The following is a 23617-nucleotide window of genomic DNA, read 5'->3' as shown; positions in this document are numbered from 1 at the left end:
GACCGAAGCGACAGTATTTTTCGCAACGCCGATATATTTTCAAAAATTTTTATCTCTCAAAACTCAAGTACCGCCTGCATACCTTCACGGCACGCGTTCATGCACTTACAGAAATTGCGGCCCACCACTTGGCTCATCCTTTGGCGCGACATAGGCTTGATCGCGACAACGGGAGAATCACATGCCCAAAGCAATCATCGTCGGCACAGGCGGCGGCTTCGACCACGTCACCGTCGCCGAGCGTCCGGCTCCTGCGCCACGCCCCCGTGAAATAACGGTCAGACTGCACGCCAACTCCCTGAATTACCACGATTACGTAGTGGTCAGCGGCGTGTGGGGACCGGCGGAACCGCGTATCCCGATGGCGGACGGCGCGGGAGAGGTGATCGCAATCGGCGAAGGCGTAAACGAGTTCGCTGTCGGCGACCGGGTGGTCAGCACGTTTTTTCCGACGTGGTTATCTGGCGCACCGAACGTCGTGGGGTTCGCAACCGTTCCCGGCGACGGCGTAGACGGATACGCGCGGGAGGAAGTGACTGCGCCAATCACTGCCTTCACCCATGCTCCCAAAGGCTACTCCCACACCGAAGCCGCAACGTTGACTACGGCGGGTCTCACCGCATGGCGGGCTCTGTTTTCCGACGACCATGTGAAACCCGGAGACGTCGTGCTTGTGCAGGGCGCAGGCGGCGTGTCCATTTTCGCGCTGCAGTTCGCAAAAATGGCGGGAGCGACAGTGATCGCGACTTCGTCAAGCGACGAGAAACTCGAGCGCCTGCGCTCCCTCGGCGCAGATCACGTAATCAATTACCGCTCAGATCCGGCGTGGGGAGAGACCGCTCGCGCGCTGACCGGCGGTCGAGGCGTCGATCATGTCGTCGACGTTGGCGGCCCATCAACGCTACAGCAGTCCATGGAGGCGGTGCGCGCCGCAGGCCATATTTCAGTTATCGGCATTCTGGGCGGCGTCGAAGCTGCGCTACAGTTCGTTCCTGTTCTCGTCAAACAGATTCGCCTGCAGGGTGTTCTGGTTGGCAATCGCGCACAGCAGATCGAAATGATCAAGGCCATCGACGCGAACGGCATGAAGCCTGTCGTCGACCGCAGCTTCCCTCTGGAGGAAATTGTCCAGGCGTTTCGGCATCAGGAAAGCAATCGACATTTCGGAAAAATCTGTCTGGAATTCTGAACGGCATAGCATGCAGGAGTCTGTGCGCCTCGACCAGGCGCGCAATGCGCGACGACAAACACCGAATTATCCGGCTGCACAACACGATATCGCCGCCGCCGCGCAGCAGCGGCTTCGGCTGACGATCACCACAAATAGACGAACTTCATATAATATGCGTTCGTCTCCGGCACGTTTCTCCCTTCGATAGAATGCGAATACCGCATGGTCAGGGACACGCTCTTGCTCAGATTAAGCATAACGCCCATTCCACCGGCGACCTCTCGCGAACTGCTGTCCGATACGTACATTTTCTGTGTCTTGTCGTAAATTCCGGCGACGTTCTGCCAATCAAAGGCGAAGAACGGTTCAAATAGTTTCGTCGCCTTCCAGCTAAACCGAAGATTCGTGAAAAAACTCGTACCCGGGGTATAAGAATTTTGATTTTTCAAATGCCTCGACGTTACGGAAGTCACGGCGCCAAGATCGCCGTCAAAGCTGAAATGCTTCCACTCATAGTCAAAGAGAAAACTGGAAATATTTGACCAGTAGTGTGAAGCCGTTGCATCGCGCGTACCGGACGGTGACTGCATGAAAGTCTGAAACCCGAACGTGCTGTGACTGTTTGGCTTGAACCAGGACGCAAATCCGGGAATGGTCGTACCTAACCCGCCGTAATTCGTTCCGTTCGCAAGCGTGAAGCTCTCCGCCTGAATCAGTTCAAAGGCGAACCCTACTTTGGGAATCGCCTCAAAACTCCGAAAATGCACGTATTTGCTGAGGCCAACCCATGTATGACTTCCCCCTGTCCCTCTGCGATTTCCCTGACCGTCATAGGTGTTTCCAGCAGCATTGCCGTCGCCATATTGGACGAACACGTTGAAGGGCTTGAAATCGACGGGAAGATCGTACTCATGCGGACCTATGACCGCGAAAGTTATGTCTGACGCCTGCGCCGCGTGCGGGCCGAGCACAGAAATAGCGAGTCCTGCGCACGCATAGATCGTGCGGCGTTTTATATTTACCGTGGTCATTGAAACCTGTCTCCGAGCAACGGCTCCGCAACGACAGTGTCTGTAGCGGCCCGTAGCGATTATTGTTTTTGTTTTTATCTCGGAAAGGATTCCGCCTTCGTCGGCTGATCTTGTCCTTTTTCCACGTGCTCAGTTCGCCGTCACACCTTAAAGACTACATCGTTTTACTTCACCATTTCTCTCCGAAGCCTGCATGGCTCCGGAGAGAAACCGCAGGCCATTTTAGTCGGCTATGCTGTGTCCGTTCTTCAATTCGTCCTGAAGGTCATAGGCGCGTTTGATCAGGTAATCATGGATCTGACCAATCTGAGTCTCGGTCAGGACACCCTTGTAGGACGGCATGCCAAGACTCTGGTAAGCGCCCTGAACGATCATCGGGAACATCTGATGCTGGGCCGCCGACAGACGACGCAGATCCGGCACGACGCCACCCGAAACCGCGTTGATGCCATGACACTGCGAACAATGGCCATTGAACGCATCCTTGCCCATGGCGATATCCTCCGGCGTCCCTGCACGCGCGGGCGGTTCCGGCGTTTGCAGCACCTTGTATTCAGCTTTCGCCAATTCAGCCGTGCCGCCAAGTTTGTAAGTCAGGACCTGCGCCCATGGTTTCACGCCAGCCCGCAGGGATGCGCCGCCTGCAAATGTCGGGAAAGCGCCGCCCCAGCCGACCATGAATGTCACATACTGAGCGCCATTGGCCTCGTACGTAACTGGCGCGGCGATAACGCCGGATTGCGCCGGAGACTGCCACAGCTTGCTCCCGTCCTTGGCGTTATAAGCAACGACACGACCATCTGCGGTGCCTTCAAAGACCAGATTTCCGGCAGTCGACAGCGTACCGCCATTGAAAATCGTCGTGTAGGGAACTTCCCACACTTTTTTCTGATGCACCGGGTCCCATGCAAGCAGCGCGCCGGTCCAGCTCTTCGCCCATTTTTCCATATCCGCCGGATCGTCCTTCATCGCGGCGGCGCCGACGCCCAACTGATAGAAATTTCGCTTATGCTGGATATATTTGTAATCAGGCGTATCTTCGTATTCGACGGCGAACACGTGTTTCGGGATGTAGACCAACCCAGTAGCAGGATTGTACGACATCGGCTGCCAGTCATGCCCACCCCAGAAACCGGGACGCACCAGAACAGGGCCTTTCTTTTCCCAGTAGCTCGCATCCCCGGTAAAGACAGGGCGACCGGTTTTCGGGTCGATCTTGCTGGCCCAGTTCACCGGCGCGTATTTTTCCGCCGAAATGAACTTTCCTGTTGCGCGATCAAGAACGTAGAAGAAGCCGTTCTTCGGCGCCTGCATGATGACTTTGCGCGGCTGCCCGTTGATGTTCAGATCCGCGAGAATCATATGCTGGGTGGCCGTCATGTCCCACGCGTCGCCCGGCGTGGTCTGATAATGCCACACGTATTTTCCAGTGTCCGGGTTGATCGCGACGATCGACGACAGGAACAGATTATCGCCCTTGGCTTCTGAGCGAAGCTTGTAGTTCCACATCGACGCGTTGCCTGTGCCGATATAGAGCAGGTTCAGGTCCGGGTCATACGCCATGGAGTCCCACGCGGTGCCGCCGCCGCCCTGCTCGAACCATGCTTTCCCGGTCCAGGTCTTAACGGCCATCTGAAGTTCAGGCGTCTCCTGCGGCTTATCCGGATCGCCCGGCACCGTGTAGAAGCGCCACGCCTGCTTTCCACTGTCGGCGTCGTAAGCTGTCACATAGCCACGTACGCCGTATTCCGCGCCGCCGTTGCCGATGATCACCTTGCCATGGACGATACGCGGTGCGCCTGAAATAGCGTAAGAGCGATCGTGGTCGGCAATTGTGTCGACGTCCCAGACGGATTGACCGGTCTTTGCGTCGATCGCGATAAGGCGACCGTCATTTGTTCCAACATAGACGCGACCTTTCCACACCGCCACGCCACGGTTCACGGCGTCGCAGCAAAACTGTCCCGACTTGGCGCGATCTTCCTTCGGATCGAACTTCCAGAGCAACTTTCCCGTCGCTCCATCCAGCGCATAAACAACTGCAAACGCGCCCGTGGTGTACATCACGCCATCGACGACAATCGGCGTGGCTTCGACGCCACGGTCGAAATCGAGCTTGTATTGCCACGCAAGCCCCAGCTTGCCGACGTTATCGCTCGTGATCTGGGTCAGGGGGCTAAACCGCTGCTCGTCATATGTCCGACCTGTGGACATCCAGTTACCGGGTTCCTTGTCGGCGTTGATGATCCTCTGACCATCGACGTCAGCAGGCCCTGCGGCGGCCTGCGCGGAGCCCGCTGCAACGCACAGCGACGACAGGGACGCAGCGCAAAACAGGCCAAGCTGCTTCAGACGGGAGGATGATCTATGATCAGACTTTAAATATGCCGCGTTGACGACGGTCATTGTTCTTCTCCGAATAAGCCGCCGCCTCAGCGACGACTTTTTTATCATTTTTTCTTCTGAAGGCAGGAGAGTTCGTCAGCTCTATCCCTGCATGTAGACGACGTGCGTTTCCGTGAATTCATATAGCCCATGCTTGCCATCGGCGCCGCCGATTCCGGACTTCCGACGTCCTGCATGAAACCCCTGCATCGCTTCGAAGTTTTCGCGATTCACGTAAGTTTCGCCAAACTTCAATTCCCTCGTGGCTTTCAGGATGGAATTGATATTGGTCGAGTAGATGGACGATGTGAGCCCATATTCAGAATCATTGGAAAGAGCGATCGCTTCATCCAGACCGGACACCGCCATAACAGGCAGCACAGCGCCGAAAGTCTCACGTTTCATTACATCCATATCGGACGTCACATCGGAGAGCAGCGTCGGCGTATAGTGGAACCCTGTCTTCTGGTCATCCACTTTTCCGCCGACGACAACATTCGCGCCCTCAGTTTTCGCCTGCTCGACCATTTTGACTATACGATCGACCGCCGCCTGATTGATGAGCGGCCCCATATCCAGAGTACGATCTTCCGAAGGATCTCCATAGCGGGTGGCTGCGAACAGAACCTTCAGTTTCTCGAGAAGCGCTTCGTAGACTGACTTTTCGACATAGACGCGCTCCGCACAATTACAGACCTGTCCAGCGTTGATCACGCGTGACGCATGAATCGCCTTGGCTGCGAGATCGAGATCCGCATCTGCGAGGACAATGGCCGGCGCCTTCCCACCCAGCTCAAGATTGACGCGCGTGAGATTCCGCGCTGCGGTCTCCATGATCCTGATGCCGGTCTGCACGCTTCCCGTGAAAGTCACCATGTCGACTTTCGGACTCTCGGTAAGAGCCTGCCCGCAGACGGCGCCGGTTCCGCTGACCAGATTGAAGACGCCCGGTGGGAGATCTGTCTCGGCCACCAGTTCCGCAAACTTGTGCGCGTTGATCGGCGTTTCTTCGCTGGGCTTGATCACGATCGTGTTGCCGGTCAGAAGCGCCGGCCCCACCTTGCGGGCGATCATGAAAAACGGAAAATTCCAGGGAAGGATGCCAGCGACAGTGCCCAGCGGCTTGCGCAGCAGCAGGATCGTCTCGTTTACGCGGTCGCTGGTCAGCACCTCTCCTTCCAGACGACGCGCCCATTCGGCGATGTAGTCGAAATAATCGGCTGCGAAATCGACCTCGACCTCCGCCAACGGCTGGACCTTGCCCTGCTCCTCGACGATCGTGCGCGCGAATTCGCCGCGGCGGGCGCGGATGCCGGCCGATATTTTCCTGAGATATCCTGCGCGCTGTATGGCCGGGAGTTTTTCCCATGCCCCCTGCGCCGCATTCGCCGCAGCGACAGCGTCGGCGACGGTCTTCGCATCGCTGGCTGGCACGTGCCCGAGCAGCCGCCCGTTGGCCGGATTTCGAACTTCGAGCGCTTCGCCTGTTACGTCAACAAACTTGCCGTTGATAAAGTTGCTGTATCGAGGCTGAGCGTTTTTTTTGTCTTCTTTGTCGTGGGCCATTGGGCCTTCCTCGCATTCACTGGTCGGACGATGAATATTTGCGAGGGTTTTATCGATTTGTCGTCGGCGTCCAGCTGGCCCCGCCAGAGAAGTGGCTCACCAGAGAGCCACTTCATCCCGACTACCCGCTCGTGGACGGCTCACTCGCCCCGGAAGACGTTACGCAGTTCGTAGCGGGCGATGCGCCGCTTGAGCGTGGCAAGGCTGACGCCCAGATTTCGGGCGGCGGCCGACACGTTGCCATTGGTCCGGACGAGTTCACGGCGAATGACGGACCGTTCCGACGTCCCGAAATCATCATCCCCCTGCGCGACGACGTCGGACGCGCATACGCCGGAGCGCAGACGCGCGTCGGTCAGCGAAAATTGCGTACGCGCAGCCCGTGTCGCGCCGCATATCACGCCGTCAGCGTCGACCGCCAGAAGAACGCCGCCCGACTGCCCATTCGCCGGCGGGAGAGATATGATTTTTCGATTGGCGTAACACGCGTGAAAATGATCAATCTCGATCTGCCGCGTCGAGGAGAGCACAAGAGACGCGATCAGCGCTCTGGCCGGGCTGTCCACGTCAGAACCGCATAACGAGACGTTAAACGCCCCGCCGATCTGCCCGAGATGGTCGAAAACCGGAGCCGCGAGGCAGGTCATCACAGTGTCGCGCAGGAAGAAATGCTCATCGTGGCGGATCGCGATGGGCGTTTCCTCGACAAGGCACGTTCCGATGCCGTTGGTGCCTTCCCTTGGCTCGCTCCAGTCCGCTCCTCGCGCCAGCCCCCAGTTACGCAGGGCATCGGCGTCGTCAACGAAGGTCTCAAGCGCCACGATCACGCCGTCGGGCGTAGCAAAGCTCGTGCACACGTTATACGGGGATAGGATTTTGGAAAGCCGCGACAACGCAGGAAAAATTCGGTCGCTGAGACTTCCCAGCTGCTCCCTGGAATCGCGCAGCTCCCGTTCAGTGAGAATGCGTCGGGAGACGACGCTTTCCGGCGCAAGTCCGTAATAAGACGCGCATCTGTGCCACGATGCAGCGATCCGCGACCGCGCGCCGTCGCCCGCTGCGACCGCTGACCGAATTTTTGCGCCGTGCCGTTCAGGCTGGGCGCTGATATCTACCAATGTCATCCTGAGCCCTTGTGTTTTTTTATTTCAGGCCAAGTCGCTGACGTTCTTGTTTGAGACGTCCTTACTAAACGACGGACAGTGGCGCACTATCCGGTTATATCTCAACGTAACGCAAGAGGGCGCAGGAAGCCCCCGTGAAAACTTGATCACGCGCATCCAAAAACGCTGGCGCGCCCGGCGTTACCGGCTGACACGTGGAAGCGGGCCGACACGCAGCCAATATATCTGGCGCCCCTGCCGCTTTTTCTCGATTACTGTCCGAAGCTTCCCACCGGCGCTATCGGCGCGCCGATGGCACTCTCGATCAGCGCCCCCACCTGTAGCGCCGTAAGATCGTCCCCAGGCCGCCCTATGACCTGCACGCCCGTAGGCAGGCCGCTCGCCGAGACGCCGCTCGGAACCGACAATGCGGGCAGACGCGCAAGCAGATTGAACGCTCCCGTCATCGTCACCTCCCGCAATCGTCCATTTGCAGTCACATATGCGGGCGGCAACAATCCATCGGCGGACGGGACATCGCGCGCCAAAGTCGGACAGAGCAGAACGTCGCAACGCCGCAGGATCGGCGCCAGGGAACGCCACATCGTCGTGCGCATGATCTCGCCCTGCCTGTAATCAACCGCGCGTATTTGCCGCCCCTCCTCGATCAGCGCGCGCATTTCGGGATCGAGCGCGTCCTCCCGCCCTGCGGCGGCTTCTCCGTAATAGAAAGCCTGCCAGACGGCCCATTCGCGGTCCCAAAGCGCCGCATGTTCGGCGGGAAACACGACGTCGACCACCTCCACCTCCGCCCCCATGCGGGCGAGCGCGTCCGCCGTCGCGCGCAGGTTGTCGGCTATGGCGGCGTCGACTTCGTAGCACCCCAGATCAACCGAGACGCCGACGCGCAGTCGCGCCGGATCGAGAGACCCCACTCGTGCGGCGAAACGCTCCACCGGCGCGAGGTCGTAACCCGGGTCGCCATTACGCGGCGCGCCGTCGTGACTGACGCCCCCCTGCGTCACGTCGAGAAACAGCGCGACGTCGCGGCAGGTGCGCGCAAGCGGTCCCCAGTGCGACAATGGATCGAACGCGTTGGGCAAGCCGGTGTAGGGAATGCGCCCAAGACTCGGCTTGAAGCCAATCACGCCGCAACAACTTGCCGGGATCCGGATCGACCCCCCCATGTCCGACCCTTCCGCCAGCGGTACGCAGCCGGTGGCGACAGCCACGCCCGCTCCGCCGGAGCTTCCGCCAGACGTGCGAGACGGATCGTATGGATTGCGGGTGACGCCCCAAAGCGGACTGTCCGTGCGGCTTGACCAGGCGAACTCGGGCGTCGTGGTCTTGGCAAGAAGAATCGCGCCCGCCCCCAGCAGGGCGTCGGCGATTGTCGCGTCATGGTCCGCGACGCGCCCGTCGAACAGCCGCGACCCATCGGTCCAGATATCGCCCTTCGTCGGCGTCATATCCTTCAACGCCACCGGAACACCGTGCAGCGGCCCCAGCGCGGCTCCGCTCTTACCCGCCTCTGCAGCTTCTCGCTCGGCGACACGAGCAGCTTCCAACGCTTCGTCCCGACGAATGACTACGAAGGCGTTGAGCTGCGCCTGCACAGCCTCGGCTCGTTCCAACGCGCGTTCCACCAGCGTCACCGGCGAAAGCGCGCCACTGCGGATCGCGGCCGCCATCTCGGCAGCGTCCAGCGCCAGCAGATCGCCCGGCGACGCTTTGCTCGGGAATTCTGCGGGGTTTGAGGCGTTCTGATCGTGCATCTGCAACTCCGGCGGTTTGAGCGGCCGGGCTGGCAAGCACCGGAAATCCGCCGACACGCGGCACCATACGCCTGGCTGCGCGACAGCGACAGCGACAGCAACAGCAACAGCAAGCCAGAGCCAGAGCCAGAGCCAGAGCCAGAGCCAGAGCCAGAGCCAGAGCCAGAGCCAGAGCCAGAGCCAGAGCCGCACTGTCCACGAGCGTCAAGAGCGCATAACCGGACGGACGCCGCAAAGCTCTCAGACTTGCAGTGCCGCATGATATTTCAGCGACACCGTCTCCATATCCATCCCGAACGCGTGCGTAATCGTGCGCGCTCCTGTATGACACCACCGCGCCCCGGAACCGTCGGCCAGCTCGGACGGCGACGACGCTCCGTGAACAAGAACCCGGGCGCGCCCGACGAGGCCGCCCCTCGCCTTTTTGACGCCCAGTGATGAAAGCCGCCTATGCGCGAGTTCAATTTCGACGGCCTGGTCGGCCCGACCCACAACTACGCAGGCCTCTCCTTCGGCAACCGCGCCTCGACCGGCAACGCTGGCGACGTCTCCCGCCCGCGAGCAGCCGCGCTGCAGGGACTGGAGAAGATGCGGCGCATGGTGGAGCTTGGGCTGGGTCAGGGATTGTTGCCGCCGCATGACCGCCCCAACGTCGCGTGGCTGCGCCAGTGTGGGTTCGGCGGCGCAGACGAAGCCGTCTGCGCCGCCGCGTGGCGCGACGAGCCCGGCCTTCTAATGGCCGCCTTCTCCGCCTCTCCTATGTGGACCGCGAACGCCGCGACAGTGTCCCCATCGCCCGACACCGCCGATCGCCGTTGCCATGTGTCCGTGGCGAATCTCTCCTCCATGATTCATCGCAGCCTTGAGGCGCCCGAGACGACGCGACTGTTGAAGACGCTGTTCGCGAACAAGCGGTATTTCGCAGTGCATGACGCCCTCCCGGCCGCACTGGGAGACGAAGGCGCAGCAAACCACATGCGCCTGTGCACGCATCACGGCGCCCCGGGCATCGAGATTTTCGTCTACGGTGAGACGATCCCCGGCGGCTTCCCGGCGCGGCAGGCTAAGGCCGCGAGCGCTGCGATCGCCCGACGTCACGGCCTGCTGCCGGAGCGCGTGCTGCTGGCGCGACAGAGCGACGCCGCGTTGCAGGCAGGGGCTTTCCACAATGACGTGGTGGCGGTCGCGAATGAATCGGTCCTGCTGACCCATGAGCAAGCGTTCGAGGACCGGGATGCAGTATACGGCTTCATCCGCCAGCACCTTCCTGAAGCCCGCATTCTGGAAGTGCCCGCCGATCAGGTCAGCCTGGAGGACGCCATTCGCTCCTACCTGTTCAACGCGCAGCTCTTCACCCGGCCGGAAGGCGGGATGACTCTGGTCGTACCGGCGGAATGCGACGCCACGCCGTCGGTGAAACAATGGCTGGACACCATGCTTGCTGGGAACGGCCCGATCCGACAGGTGCAGATGATGGATTTGCGGGAATCCATGCGCAACGGCGGCGGCCCCGCCTGCCTGCGCCTGCGCGTCGCTGTGGACGAGGCTGCCGAAGCCGCGCTCGACAGACGTTTCTTGTTGAGCGAACGCCGGATCGACGCCATTGCCGCTCTGGTCGACGAGCGTTGGCCCGAACGCATCGCGCCGGACGATCTCGGCCACGCCGATCTGTGGGCCGATTGCCGCGCCGCCCGCGAAGCCCTGTTTTCCCTTCTGGGGCTGACCGCGGCATGAACCGCATGGTGCCGCCCCTCGCGCAATCTGCGACCGCCGCACGTCAGGGAGCGGAGTCTCCCTGGGTCGTGCGTCCCGCGAATTCCAGCGACGTCGATGCGCTGTATGAACTCGCAAGCCATACTGACGGCGGACTGCTCAATCTGCCCCATGACCGCGACGCGCTTAAGGCTCGGTTGGGATGGAGCGAAGCATCGTTTGCCCGTCAACTCGAAGCGCCGGAAAATGAACTTTATTTTCTTGTGCTGGAAAACGAGGACACCGGCGCGATCGGCGGCTGCGCCTGCGTCTTCTCGCGCATCGGCGTTCCCTGGCCGTTCTACAGCTACAAGATCGCCACGCACACGCATGTGTCGCGCGAACTGTCGCACAGCTTCGCGGCGCGGCTTCTGCATATCGTCAACGACTTTGACGGCGCAGCGGAAGTCGGCGGCCTGTTCCTGCACCCCGATCACCGCTCCGGGGGACTCGGCGCCCTGCTGGCGCGCAGTCGTTACCTGTTCATCGCCCAGCACCGAGAACGCTTCCCCGACAGAATCATCGCCGATCTGCGCGGTTATGTCGGCCCCGATGGATCGCCGTTCTGGAACGCCATCGGCCGTATTTTCTTCGGTCGCGACTTCCGTGAAGCCGATCACTACAATGCGCTTCACGGCAACCAGTTCATCGCCGACCTGATGCCGCGCTATCCCATTTATGTGGATCTGCTGCCGAAAGCCGCGCGGGAGTGCATCGGCCGCGCGCACGATCAGGCCATACCGGCCCGACGCATTCTTGAAGCAGAAGGCTTCAGCCACGACGGCTACATAGACATCTTCGATGGCGGTCCTACGCTTTCGGCGCAGATCGCAAACTTGCGCACCCTGCGCGAAAGCCGCGAAGCCGTCGTAACCGATACTTTGTCGCCCGATGAAAACGGCGGCGCGGCGCTCGTGACGTCGGGCGCATTGAAATCATTCCGTGTGTGGCGGGATTTTCTGGTCGATGACGGCGGAGAAGCGCGGCTGCTCACGGCACGCCGGGCAGGCGTCGGCGCGGCGATCAGATACGTCGCCTGAACGTCGCGCCGGAGATCTGGCGCGCTCTCCGGATATTTTGATTTCCGACGTCACCCTCCCGGAGCGCAGACAAGTGGCACGCCCGTTCCCGCCACGAAAAGCCTGCGCGCCCCATGCTCGAAAACGCCCTTCTGATCGACGCCGGCGGCCTGCCTCGCCGACAACGCCACAAGCCCCATTCATCCGACTGGGATGAAGTCAGAAGCTTCTGTCGCGACGCCTACATGCCCTACCGAACGGAAGCCCTGACGGCGGCGGCGCGACCGGACGCCACCATGTACTCGTTCGACACCGGACGCATCCTCGCAACCCGCTTTGCCTACGGCACGCCGGTCCATCTCTCGGACTTCGATCCTTCCGCCGGTCGAGTTCTTGTCCTCACCACACTGCGCGGCGCCATCGAACATTCGTCCAGTGGATCGGGAAGCGTTTCAACGAGAGGCGGCGAGAGCTTTGTCGTTGACTGCAGTCGAACGTCGTACTGGCTGCGGGCCAGCCCGGACCATCTGCAGTTGAACCTGACAATCGCGCACGACACGCTCGCGAACTTCGCCCGTCAGTGGTTCGATGTCGCACCCGGCGACGGGCTCTGGACCACAAAAACCCGTTTTGGCGACCGCAATGGCTCGTGGATCGCGCTGATGGAATATCTTGCGCGTTTCGCAAGCCAGTGGTCCCCGGACAACCGCGCCAGCGCGCGTGTCGAGGAAATGGTGTGTCTGGAGCTTTTGAAAAACTGGGCGGCGAACGCCGGTATCGAACTTGACCGTCCGACGCACGAAGCTGCGCCGTTCTACGTGCGACGCGCGGAGGAGTTCATGCGCGCGCATGTCGCAGCCATGCCCACGATGACCGAGGTCGCCGCCGCGTCGGGAGTCAGCGTCAGAACCCTGTCCGGCGCCTTTCGACGCTATCGCGGAGCCAGCCCCAGCGCCTTTCTGCGCGAACAGCGACTGCTGCACGCCCGCCGCGATCTGCTTGAGGGCGGGCCGGAGGAGACTGTCGGCGCCGTCGCCAGCCGCTGGGGCTATGTCAATTTCAGCGAGTTTGCGCGCAGCTTCAGACAGCGCTTCGGTGAACTTCCGTCCGCCGTGCGGCGCGCTCACAACTGATTGACGCCAATCGGACCGTTACGGCGCCGATAACAGGCGCCGCCTGCCGATCAGAGGCGGCGCACAGGTCGATTCAGAGCCATTGTCCCGAATATATTCCGATTCGAAGGGACAGTTATGCGCGATGAGACAAAAAGCCGCTGCGACGCCATCCTTGAGCGCGCCGTTACCGCCAACGACAGAGTGCCCGGCGTGGTCGCCATGGCGACGAACCGAAACGAGACGTTCTACGAAGGCGCGTTCGGAGAGCGCTCCCTCGGCGGCGGGAGCGCCATGACGACCGACACGGTGTTCCGCATCTTCTCCTGCACCAAGGGCGTAGCGGGCGTCGCCGTCATGCAACTGGTCGAGGAAGGCAGGCTCGACCTCGACGCGCCCGCGAAAACCTATGTCCCGGAGATTGGCGATATTCAGGTCATCGAGGGGTTCGACGCGGCGGGCGCGCCCATGCTGCGGGCGCCGAAACGCGATATCACCACCCGGATGCTGATGCTGCACACGGCCGGCTTCGGATATGATTTCTTCAGCGAAAGCTACAGGAGACTGGCTGAGGACGGGCGTCTGCCGAGCATCGTCTCCGCGAGCAAGGCCTCGATCACGGCGCCGCTGCTGTTCGATCCGGGCGAGCGCTGGAACTACGGCGTGAATATCGACTGGGCGGGGCTGGCCGTGGAACGCATCGCCGGGGCGCGGCTGGGCGATGTGCTAAAAGCGCGCGTGTTCGAACCCCTCAGCATGAACGATACGTCGTTCACCCTGTCTGCTGACATGCGCTCCCGCCTTGCCGCCATGCACCAGCGGGAAGAGGGTGGAGCGCTGAACCCGCTGGCCGATTTCGAGCTGGCGCAGGACCCGGAAATTCATATGGCCGGACACGGCCTGTATTCCACCGTAGGCGATTACATGCGCTTCATCCGCATGATCCTGAACGACGGGGCCGGAGAAAATGGCCGCGTCCTGCGCGCGGAAACGGTCGCCGCCATGTCGCGAAACGGCCTGGGGGACCTGAAGGTGACCAGTCTGGACGGCGTCATCCCGAGCCTTTCCAATGACGCGGAGTTTTTCCCCGGCCAATCAAAATCGTGGGGATATACGTTCATGATCAATGATGAAGACGCCCCCACCGGACGACCGGCGGGCGCGCTCGGGTGGGCCGGGCTCGCCAATCTCTATTACTGGATAGACCGCAGGAACGGGCTGGGCGGCTTCTGGGCCACGCAGATTTTTCCCTTCGCCGACGGACCGTCCTTCAGCGGTTACATGGATTTCGAAACGGCGATCTACCAGAGTTTTTCTCACGAGGACTGAGCTTCAGGCTCTGGGGTGGCGCTTCACGAACGCCTCCCCGCACTGGCGGCGCTCCCGCACGGCGCCCATATGAACCCGGACTGTCCAGTCTGGAGGCCCGCAGCGTGATCCCCTTCTCCATCCTCGACCTCGCAGTGATTGCGCAGGGCTCAACGCCTGCGGATGCGTTCCGCAACACGTTCGACCTCGCGCGGCTGGGCGACTCACTCGGCTTTCACCGCTACTGGCTCGCCGAACACCACTCCATGCCCGGCATCGCCTCCGCCGCGACCAGCGTCCTGATCGGACAGGTGGCGGCCCGTACGGAGCGTATTCGCGTCGGATCCGGCGGGGTCATGCTGCCCAACCACTCGCCACTGGCCATCGCCGAGCAGTTCGGCACGCTGGAGACCCTGTTTCCCGGCCGCATAGATCTCGGTCTGGGCCGTGCGCCCGGCGCGGATCAACGCACGGCCATGGCGCTGCGCCGCGACCCGCACGCGCCGGACCGCTTCCCGCAGGACGTGGTCGAAGTGCTGCATTACTTCGAACCGTCAGACCACACCGACGCGCATCTGGTGCGCGCGGTGCCGGGCGCGGGATTGCGCGTGCCGGTGTGGATCCTTGGCTCATCGCTGTTCTCCGCCGTGCTGGCTGCGCAACTCGGCCTGCCCTACGCCTTCGCGTCCCATTTCGCGCCCGGGCAGATGGAGGAAGCGATCGCTCTTTACCGGTCCCGTTTCGAACCATCCGAGCGTTGCCCGCGCCCCCGTGTGATGCTGACCGTCAATATCGTCGCTGCGGACGATGAGGCGGAAGGGAAGCGTCTGGCTACGTCGTTACAGCAGTATTTCATCGCGCTGCGGCGCGGTCGCCCTATTCCATATCCGCCGCCGATCGACGCGCCGAACTGGCTCCCGCAGGAACAGGCGATGCTCGACCACACGCTGTCCTGCACCTTCGCAGGCTCCCCGGAAAGCATCCTGCCGCGCCTGTCGAGGTTCATTGATCGCCATCGGCCAGACGAGTTGATGATCGCGTTTCCGCTCTACGATCACGCTGCACGACGTCGGTCGGCGGAACTGGCTATGGCGATGCGAGAGAAGCTGGGGTAGCTGGAAAGCGTGTTCGGTGAGGCTACATCGTTGCTATCGGGACCGTCCTGGCCGCAAACAGGCTGCATATCCGAGCATTGACGAGCGCAAGCGATCTTTTTTCTTGAAAACAAGAGCATAGAAGGAATCGTGCGCTCTCGTCGCGTCATACCGGCATCGAGGCTGACGCATCTAATAAACCAAATGTAATACTTAAGATTTCAGACACCACGCAACCGGTCAACCTTGCACGGGTTGGAACATCCAGAGCCAACCAACACAGCAGGCGTAAGATGTCCGAATTGTTGCAGCTGACAGCAGGTTCGCCTTACGCCCGGTCGTACCGGCCGATCGAAGATTACGCGCTGCTCAGCAATTGCGAAGGCAGCGCTCTCGTCGCACGTGACGGCTCTATCGACTGGGCGTGCCTTCAGAGCTTCGATGCCGCGCCAACTTTTTCGCGTTTGCTCGATCGTCTTCGTGGCGGGTATTTTATTCTCCAGCCCGTCGGAAATTTTGAAACAACGCGTGAATATCTGGGGCGCACCAATATTCTGGCTACGACTTTCATCCACGGCGATGGCATTGTGACTGTTCATGACTTCATGGCGCGGCCGGGGCCTTCACGGGAACGCCCATGTCTCGTGCGCCATCTGGTCGGCATTTCCGGGCGCGTTCCCATGATCGTCCGATTTCGGCCGCTGGATGGCTTTTCCACCACCCCGGACACTATATCTCGCGCTGAAAACGGACTTACGGTTGGCGGCAGGCTTTCCCTTGGCTCTGAACTGGATTTCGAGATCAGCGAGGGAGAGGCCATAGCCTGTTTCGACGTCACGGCTACACAATGGCATTCTCTCCTGCTCTATCTCGGCGACCTTCCGGTCACGCCACCCGATGTCCCGGCATTGATGGACTACGTGCGGGCTGCGTGGACCCGCTGGTCATCAGGCGCTGCGTACACCGGTCCCCTGAGCGGAGAACTCAATCGTTCGGCATTGGTGCTGAAGGCTCTCGTTTATACGCCCACAGGAGCCATTGTCGCCGCCGCGACCACATCCCTTCCAGAGGAAATTGGAGGCATACGCAACTGGGACTATCGATACTGCTGGATTCGCGACGCCTGTCTTTCATTTTATGTTCTTAAAAAATTCGGAATGACCCAGGAGGCCGAGCATTTTTTCGGCTTCATCTCGACCCTTGTCAACGATGACGACCTGTTGCGTCCGCTATACGGCGTCAGGGGTGAAACGACAGAACTGACAGAGCACGAAATTGCACATTTCGAAGGTTGGCAGGGTAGCGCGCCGGTTCGGCACGGCAACAAGGCTGCCGAACAGCATCAGGCGGACGCCTATGGCCAGTTGCTGGACCTGTTCCATTTCTACGATCAATTAGGCGGAAAACTGACCTCGGTTATGCAAAAGCATGCGATCCGGCTCGCCGATATTGCGGCGGCACACTGGCGCAGACCAGATGCCGGTCTTTGGGAGCCGCGTAAACCTGAACAGCGATATCTGCATGCCGCGATTATGAACTGGGTCGCCCTGGACAGGGCGATCCGGCTGTTTGGAGAACGTCCACAGTGGACGCGCGAACGCGATGCAATCGTCGCCTGCGTCAATGGAGCGGCAGTTCACGCCGAAGGATTTTATCCCCAATATATCGGCTCGGACGATGTCGATACCGCCCTTCTGATTGCGCCTCTGGTAGGTTTTCCTGTCGACCGACGGATATTTGAGAAAACTGTCAACAAAATTATCGATCGACTTGGGCATGGTCATCTTGTATACCGATACCGTAACGATGATGGGCTGCCCGGACACGAAGGCACGTTCCTGATTTGCGCGTTCTGGATGGTGGACGCCCTTCTATGGCTTGGTCGGGAAAAAGAGGCGCGTGCGCGCTTCGAGGCGCTTCGAGCCTTACAGAACGATGTCGGCCTCTACTCGGAAGAAATTTCGGAAAATGGATCGTTTCTCGGTAACTTTCCTCAAGCTTTCAGTCATCTTGCCTTCGTTCACAGCGCCTTGCTGCTGGATCTGTTCGAGCACGGCGGGCAGGCGGCGATCACGGGCGCCTACGCCGACCGCGCACTGCGCGAAACCCCCACGCGACGGGCGCCGAAGATAAACTCCCGGCCCGATTAAGGCAGAAAACGGGCAGAGCAGTATTAACCAGTAGCGCCGCCAAACGGCGCTACTGGTTTCACGTCCTTACGGCTTCAGACGCCCCTATCTTCGGCTCAAAGGCTGGCATGCTTTTACCGACGAGCCTACGCAGACCGAAACATCGTTTTGCGGCGTCTATCCACAATAACGAAATCCGAAACGACAGGTTTCAGAACTTCAGGAAACTCAGATTTCAGACTCCGGCCTCAGGCCTGGTCCATTCGTTGCCCTTCATAAAAGCGTCGAGCGGAGTGTGCACGATATGGTTCGTATAATTACTGATCACCTTGGTCGCGACGCCGAGAACAACTTCCAGCACGTTACGGCGCGTGAAACCTGCGGCAATGAACGCATCGACCTCATCATCTGACACCCAGCCGCGATTGCGGACAACCAGTGAAGTAAAGTGATGCAAGGCTTCAAGGCGTGCGTCGGGCAATTCCGTTCCATCGCGAAGGGCGGCGATGACAGCGGAGTCCATCTTCTGCATCATCGCCAGGGTCGTATGACCGGTCATGCAATAATGGCATTCATTTTCGAAGTTTGCTGTCAGATAGACAACCTGTTGCTCATGCGTCGTCAGGGTCGTCTTGGAGAACAGATCCCAGAGCGCGGTATACCCCGATAGAAGCTCCGGGGACTCCGCCATATAGGATTGAAGATTAGGCACAAATCCGAAAGCGGCTTCAACGCCCTCAAAGATCGGCTTCGCAGCGTCTGGAGCGGTGTCGGCGGTGTATGCGGTAAACTGGGTCATGATCAGGTTCCTTCCTGTTTGTATCGTTTCGACAAACCAGAACCTGCTGGAACAAGACCGCGGCGCGTAGCAGGCGCGTGCGACTAACGTTTATTCCAGATTGGAATATTGGCTCATCGATTCATCAGCGCTTCTACAAAGGCTGCAAACCGACGCGCCTTGGCGCTTGCCATGCGCCCTGTCGGAAATACTGCCCAAAGATCGATCGTCGGCAGACTCCACCCCGACAGCACCTTGCTCACGACGCCAGAGGCCAATTCATCAGCGAACATCCAGTCAGACGAGATAACCAATCCCATATCCGCCAGAACGGCAGCCCTTATTCCCTCTGCGGCGCTGAGTTTTAAGCGCCCGTGCACCGTGACTGACGCCGCGGCTCCATCTCGGGTGAAGGACCAGACATTTGGTTGTCGGCTATAGACAATTGCCTGATGAGCCGCGAGGTCGGCCGGCGTTTTCGGCTCACCCGCCCTCGCCAGGTAAGCCGGCGTCGCCATGACGGAACGCCGCCCTGTGGCAAGGCGGCGCGCAACAGCAGCGGAATCAGGTAACTCTCCCATGCGCAACGACACGTCCACACCCTCGCCCACCAGATCGATCATCCTGTCGTCGAGGATGAAGTCGATTTCCAGTCCGGGGTTGGCGTCGAGGAATTCTGGCAAGTGAGGCACAACATGCAAACGGGCGAACGTGGTCGCCGCCGAGACACGCAGTTTACCTGTCAGGCCCGCCCCGGCGCCGCGCGCTGCGGATTCCGCCTCATCAGCTTCCTGAATCGCCGCGCTCGCCCTCTCGTAAAACAGTTGACCTGCTTCGGTCGGATTGAGTCCATGCGTCGAGCGGACTAGCAGGCTCACCTGCAAACGCGCCTCCAGCTGCGCAATTGTCTTGGAAACTGCTGGCTGGCCCACATTCAACAACCGAGCAGCGGCGGAAAACGAGCCGGTCTCCACCACCCTTAGAAAAGTGGTCATCGCCTGATAACGATCCATGTCATTCCTCCCGGGAATGAGCGTTATCGCCGCAAGCTGCCTGCCGTGTCCAGACTGACGCCGCTACGTCTTCACCAGCTTCGGGTGGTTCGAAGCGCCGCAGGAGATCAGGACATGCTGGAGCGGTTGGTGAACGCACCGTCGGTGTTGAATGCGCTTTTCGCACTCCATCTTCACGGCAGCCCAACTCAGGCGGCGATCGCAGTTCTGATCCCGCTGCTTCGCCGCCTCCTCCCGACATTACAGTAAAAAGGATAACAACAATGCTTGATGTTTATGCGTTTTCGACGCCGAATAGCATCAAAGTTCTGATCGCACTTGAAGAGCTTGAGCTGGATTATGAGCTTCACAACGTCAATGTGCGCCAGGGTGAGCAGAAAGCTCCCGATTTTCTTGCGTTGAATCCAAACGCCAAGGTTCCCGTTCTGGTCGATTCCAGTGCAGCGGGTCATCGGTTCATCCTGACAGAGTCTGCGGCCATTCTGGTCTACTTGTCCGAAAAAACCGGTAAACTCCTTCCTGTATCTGGGGATGCCCGGTTTCGGACGTTCGAACAACTTTTCTTCCACGCCTCTGGCCTCAGCCCCGCTTTCGGGCAGGCCGGTTTTTTCCAACGCCAGGCGGCAGAGCCTCAGCCATTGGCGATCGGGCGTTTCTCCAGCGAAGCCGCCAGAATACTCGGCATCCTGAATGGAGTTCTTGCAAAGAACCGCTTTGTCGCCGGAGAAAACTTCACCATCGCAGATATCGCTCATTTCGGATGGCTCTGGCGGCGCGAATTTGCGGGAGTGACATTGGACGCAGCCCCCGATGTCGCACGCTGGTTCACGGAGGTGGGAGCCCGCCCAGCTGTTCAGCGCGCTATTCGACGCGTCACAGCGCTCGCTCCGGAGTCCTGAATACAGACCTAAAGGCGCTTACCATGAGCAAATTGTTTACTCCATTCCGGGCAAGCGCTCTGGAACTCGACCATCGTGTCGTGACGGCGCCGCTGACCCATATGCGCGGGCCTTCCGCTTAACCGCTCAACCTTTCATGGCGGCGGCGCCCACGGCTACACCGACCAGCCGCCATATCAGGACGCTGCGTGAGCTAAATCCCCCGAGAAGCCATGCCTGACCGCGCAACTTCTCCGTTGATTCCGCTTGATAAACAACTTCTGCTTTTAACAAGATTTGGAGACAACCCATGACTCTTCAGGCGAAGCTGGACGCTTTCAAGGCCGATTTCGAAGCTGGCAAACCTCCTTACAGCGTTCCTCCATCTGTCATCGAAACCATGCACCGCGCCACGGCGGAACTGATTGCGTCGAACGCAGCGGGCCTTGCGCTGAAGGCGGGCGACAAGGCTCCTGCCTTTATACTGAATGATTCGGACGGCCGCGCGATATCCTCGGCCTCGCTGTTAGCCAGCGGGCCACTGATTCTCAGCTTTTATCGTGGCGTGTGGTGTCCTTACTGCAATATGGAGTTACAGGCCCTTCAGGAATCTTTGTCGAGTTTCCACGCCCTTGGAGCAAGTGTTGCAGCGATTTCACCGCAGAATCCTGTTAACAGTCGCAAATCTGTGCGACAGAATGCGCTCGACTTCCCCATCTTGTCCGACACACATAACGAAGTCGCCGCAGCTTTCGGATTACGTTTTGCACTGCCGGATTACCTGGTCGCACTATATGAAGATCTTAAAAACGACCTGCCAGGCTTCAACGGCGACAACAGCTGGACATTACCGATGCCCGCCCGTTACGTAATTGGACAGGACGGAATAATTCTCTATGCGGAAGTCAATCCGGATTATACGCGACGCCCGGAACCGTCAGACATGCTTCCAGCCCTGCGCCGTTTCGCGGCGCCCGAAAAAATCCATCTCCCATAAATTTCCAGACCTCTCACGGCTCTGTTTTCACCAGTTCGGGCTGGTGACGGAGCCTCAATTGGCAGCGTGGTTATTTGACCTGCACAATATATGAATCATTGCGGACGGACCACATAGCGGACTTCTACATACATCACTCTTCAATGTTGCGGTAAAACAACCAAAGCCTGCAGGGTCTCCACGATCATCGTTCATTTCATATCTAAATTTCTTTCTGAAAATTGAAGCCTGTTACACCCCATTAAACCGCGTCCCATCAAAGAACCGGCCCGATCATCGCCAGAACGTTGTTCCAAAGAACGCGGTATTTGGGCCAGCTGTCCACCACCTCCTCGCGGACCGGGATCGAAGCGTCGATGTAAGTTTGCTGCCGCTCTCGGATGTTCGCAGTGAACGGCCTGTCCGCGAGGAGAATGTTATTTTCGAAGTTAAGGTCGAAGCTTCTACGATCCATATTGGCGGAACCGATCAGCGTCATTTTGCCGTCGACAGTCATGAGCTTGGCATGCAGAAGCCCGAGTGGATATTCGTAGATCTTTACGCCCGCGTCCAAAAGGTCCCGATAATAACTTCTGCTTGCCCCTGCAACGATCCATGAATCATTACGAAGCGGCACCGTGAGCGTCGTCTTTACGCCTCGTCTGGCGGCGGCGCAGAGAGCCATCTGGATCGGCTCGTCGGGCACATAATACGGCGTCGTGACCGTCAACTCCTCCGCCGCCGCGTCCATCAGCGAGACAAACATTTCTGGCATGGCGGCGTAACGCACGGCTGCGCTGGTGCCGATTACCTGCGCGACAATCTCACCGGTTTCCTCGGTGCCCGCGTTGCTGAGAAGCGTCGTCAGGTCCTCATCTGTGTGCGCGAACCAGTCCGTGGCGAACAAATGCTGGTTCTGCAGCACCACCGGGCCCTCGAAGCGCGCCAGAACATCGACCCACGGCGCATATTTCGCCTTGACCCTGAACGCCGCATCCGCGCAGTTCTGACTGCCGCAATATGTGACGCGGCTGTCGATCACGACAATCTTGCGATGGTTGCGCATGTCAAAGCGCCCACGAAAAGGTCTTTGCAGCACATGGCCCAACGGCAGGGCGCGAACGAGCCTCACACCGGCGCGCTCCATCGCGCTCCAATGGTCGTTGTGTATCAGACGCCGCGATCCCAGATCGTCCGCCATCACACGGCAAACCACCCCGCGCTTCGCCGCAGCGATCAGCGCCGTCACGACCTTCATGCCGTTGTTGTCAGCCAGCCAGATATAGAAGCTTATGTGTACATGCTCTCGGGATGCCTCGATATCGGCGACGATGGCGTCGATCGCCGCATCCGAATCCCGCATTAGTGTGGCGCTGTTGCCCGCAAGCGGCAGGTAACCACTGATGGATTGGCCGACCCGAAACAGCGGAGCCAGACGTGGCTCCATCCCAAATTCGCGTTCTGCGTCTATCAGCTCATCGGAATGACGCCCCGGAACGGGCAGGCGCCGCATCGCCTCGCGTATCCGCGTCACGATTTTTGGCGCGAGATATGTCTCCCCGAGAAGGATGTAGGCGACCGTCCCAAGCAACGGCAAAGCGCCAAGAATGGCGACCCATGCCACGCGCGACGTGGGCTGGCGGTGGGGGCGCAACAACGCGCGAATGATAAAGAACACTTGGAGACCGACGGTGACGACCGCCCCGAAAGTGCTCCATTTCATCCACCAAACCCCGTCCCGTTTTCAACAAGTCAGGGCAGCGTAGAATGCGCGGCTGGCGCCAGCAAGACGAGGGGTCGACGGCCGTCGGAACCTGACGGCCGAGGTCCGGTCAGTGCTGTCCGGCGTTTTCCTGGACTTTGACGTCAGGCGTCACGGTCCGGTTGAGGACTTCGAACCCGACCGAGTCCATGGTGGTCAGGTCGACGGTGTCGCCAGGCTTTAACGTCGCAAGGAAATCACGCATGGCCTTCTGGCGCACCGTGACCGTTCGGCTGGCCAGATCTCCGTCGCTGAACGTCACTGTATGATGCGGCGCGTCAACGGCGAGGACATGCACGCGCTGGCGACGGAACGAGACCATCGTTCCGTGAGGATGTCGGCGAGCATAGCCTTTGCTCGCGGAGACGGTCGACTCAGGCGCCGGCGAGTCAGGCGGCGCAATTTCAGCGTCAACGGTCTGGAAGAAATGCAGGCGAAGCTGATCGCCGGGCTCAATATGCGGCAGCTTCTTGCGAGCGTCGGCCGGGACGCTCACCGTCACATGGTCGCCACCGGCGGTCGTCAGCAGCACCGTCCCGGTGTCGGGATCAATCGTCTCCACAGTGTCGACTGCAGTCATGTTGCTGGTGATCACGCCCTGCGCGGACGCGGGCGGAATGACTGCTGCGCCGAGAACGGCGGCGCCCAGCGCAAGAGCGAAGCGGTGCGGGAAGGACATGATTTCGTTCTTTCTTTCTGGCCAGGTTACGCAACCAGCGCGCGGCCTTTTATCCACGCTGCATCTCTCCATGGCAATCCACCGGA

The 23617-nt window shown here is 60.0% G+C and carries 19 protein-coding genes; 10 read left to right on the top strand and 9 right to left on the bottom strand.

Going from position 1 to position 23617, the window contains the following annotated elements; translation table 11 throughout:
- Positions 1 to 181: 181 nt before the first annotated feature.
- Entirely contained in the window at positions 182 to 1189 is a 1008-nt protein-coding gene (locus G442_RS0105555) for a zinc-dependent alcohol dehydrogenase family protein (RefSeq protein WP_026397190.1), read from the top strand.
- A gap of 125 nt (positions 1190 to 1314) precedes the next feature.
- On the opposite strand, the gene G442_RS0105550 is transcribed toward G442_RS0105555, so the two are convergent.
- The 5 genes from G442_RS0105550 to G442_RS0105530 all read right to left on the bottom strand — a co-directional run bounded on the left by G442_RS0105550 (position 1315) and on the right by G442_RS0105530 (position 9223).
- Positions 1315 to 2202 carry a transporter gene (locus G442_RS0105550; RefSeq protein WP_035376232.1) on the bottom strand — a complete coding sequence of 296 codons (888 nt, stop codon included), beginning with the start codon at positions 2200 to 2202 and terminating at the stop codon, positions 1315 to 1317.
- A 222-nt stretch (positions 2203 to 2424) separates the two neighbouring features.
- Positions 2425 to 4608: a PQQ-dependent dehydrogenase, methanol/ethanol family gene (locus G442_RS0105545; protein WP_026397188.1), complete on the bottom strand. Its 2184-nt coding sequence runs from the start codon at positions 4606 to 4608 to the stop codon at positions 2425 to 2427.
- A gap of 81 nt (positions 4609 to 4689) precedes the next feature.
- Entirely contained in the window at positions 4690 to 6153 is a 1464-nt protein-coding gene (gene aldA, locus G442_RS0105540; RefSeq protein ID WP_051291972.1) for an aldehyde dehydrogenase, read from the bottom strand.
- Between the two features lie 140 nt (positions 6154 to 6293).
- Positions 6294 to 7277, bottom strand: a complete 984-nt coding sequence (locus G442_RS0105535) for a helix-turn-helix domain-containing protein (RefSeq protein WP_051291970.1) — start codon at positions 7275 to 7277, stop codon at positions 6294 to 6296.
- A 251-nt stretch (positions 7278 to 7528) separates the two neighbouring features.
- A complete protein-coding gene (locus G442_RS0105530; RefSeq protein ID WP_051291968.1) occupies positions 7529 to 9223 on the bottom strand; it encodes an amidase in 1695 nt (564 codons plus the stop codon).
- Between the two features lie 258 nt (positions 9224 to 9481).
- Between G442_RS0105530 and G442_RS0105520 the strand changes: the two genes are divergently transcribed.
- The 6 genes from G442_RS0105520 (at position 9482) to G442_RS0105495 (ending at position 17466) form a co-directional block, all read left to right on the top strand.
- A complete protein-coding gene (locus tag G442_RS0105520; RefSeq protein ID WP_026397183.1) occupies positions 9482 to 10765 on the top strand; it encodes an N-succinylarginine dihydrolase in 1284 nt (427 codons plus the stop codon).
- A complete protein-coding gene (locus G442_RS0105515) occupies positions 10762 to 11823 on the top strand; it encodes an arginine N-succinyltransferase (RefSeq protein WP_211229118.1) in 1062 nt (353 codons plus the stop codon). The genes G442_RS0105520 and G442_RS0105515 overlap by 4 nt, the downstream gene beginning before the upstream one ends.
- A gap of 113 nt (positions 11824 to 11936) precedes the next feature.
- Entirely contained in the window at positions 11937 to 12935 is a 999-nt protein-coding gene (locus tag G442_RS0105510; protein ID WP_026397181.1) for a helix-turn-helix transcriptional regulator, read from the top strand.
- Between the two features lie 117 nt (positions 12936 to 13052).
- Positions 13053 to 14243 carry a methyl acetate hydrolase AcmB gene (locus tag G442_RS0105505; protein ID WP_026397180.1) on the top strand — a complete coding sequence of 397 codons (1191 nt, stop codon included), beginning with the start codon at positions 13053 to 13055 and terminating at the stop codon, positions 14241 to 14243.
- 104 nt (positions 14244 to 14347) lie between these two features.
- The gene (locus tag G442_RS0105500; RefSeq protein ID WP_026397179.1) at positions 14348 to 15337 is read left to right on the top strand and encodes an LLM class flavin-dependent oxidoreductase; all 990 of its coding nucleotides are present in this window, start codon (positions 14348 to 14350) and stop codon (positions 15335 to 15337) included.
- Positions 15338 to 15609: 272 nt separating this feature from the next.
- On the top strand, positions 15610 to 17466 hold the full coding sequence (locus G442_RS0105495) for a glycoside hydrolase family 15 protein (protein ID WP_035376231.1): 1857 nt from the start codon (positions 15610 to 15612) through the stop codon (positions 17464 to 17466).
- A gap of 214 nt (positions 17467 to 17680) precedes the next feature.
- Here G442_RS0105495 and G442_RS0105490 read toward each other — a convergent pair whose 3' ends face one another.
- Together G442_RS0105490 and G442_RS0105485 are read right to left on the bottom strand one after the other, a co-directional pair.
- A complete protein-coding gene (locus G442_RS0105490; RefSeq protein ID WP_026397177.1) occupies positions 17681 to 18244 on the bottom strand; it encodes a carboxymuconolactone decarboxylase family protein in 564 nt (187 codons plus the stop codon).
- 113 nt (positions 18245 to 18357) lie between these two features.
- The gene (locus tag G442_RS0105485) at positions 18358 to 19236 is read right to left on the bottom strand and encodes a LysR family transcriptional regulator (RefSeq protein ID WP_026397176.1); all 879 of its coding nucleotides are present in this window, start codon (positions 19234 to 19236) and stop codon (positions 18358 to 18360) included.
- Positions 19237 to 19281: 45 nt separating this feature from the next.
- Here G442_RS0105485 and G442_RS24925 point away from each other — a divergent pair, with 45 nt between their 5' ends.
- The 3 genes from G442_RS24925 to G442_RS0105465 all read left to right on the top strand — a co-directional run bounded on the left by G442_RS24925 (position 19282) and on the right by G442_RS0105465 (position 21111).
- Entirely contained in the window at positions 19282 to 19485 is a 204-nt protein-coding gene (locus G442_RS24925; RefSeq protein WP_146882379.1) for a hypothetical protein, read from the top strand.
- Between the two features lie 14 nt (positions 19486 to 19499).
- A complete protein-coding gene (locus G442_RS0105475; RefSeq protein ID WP_026397175.1) occupies positions 19500 to 20135 on the top strand; it encodes a glutathione S-transferase family protein in 636 nt (211 codons plus the stop codon).
- Between the two features lie 289 nt (positions 20136 to 20424).
- Positions 20425 to 21111, top strand: a complete 687-nt coding sequence (locus G442_RS0105465; RefSeq protein WP_026397174.1) for a peroxiredoxin-like family protein — start codon at positions 20425 to 20427, stop codon at positions 21109 to 21111.
- A 256-nt stretch (positions 21112 to 21367) separates the two neighbouring features.
- Here G442_RS0105465 and cls read toward each other — a convergent pair whose 3' ends face one another.
- Both cls and G442_RS0105455 read right to left on the bottom strand, forming a co-directional pair.
- Positions 21368 to 22813 (bottom strand): cardiolipin synthase, encoded by a 1446-nt coding sequence (gene cls / locus G442_RS0105460; RefSeq protein ID WP_026397173.1) that lies wholly within the window; start codon positions 22811 to 22813, stop codon positions 21368 to 21370.
- 109 nt (positions 22814 to 22922) lie between these two features.
- Entirely contained in the window at positions 22923 to 23531 is a 609-nt protein-coding gene (locus G442_RS0105455) for a hypothetical protein (protein WP_026397172.1), read from the bottom strand.
- Positions 23532 to 23617 lie beyond the last annotated feature (86 nt).

Source organism: Acetobacter nitrogenifigens DSM 23921 = NBRC 105050 (assembly GCF_000429165.1).
GTDB classification, from domain to species: Bacteria; Pseudomonadota; Alphaproteobacteria; order Acetobacterales; family Acetobacteraceae; genus Acetobacter; species Acetobacter nitrogenifigens.
Note: the sequence above shows the minus strand (reverse complement) of the source record. Positions and strands in the feature narration are given on the sequence as shown.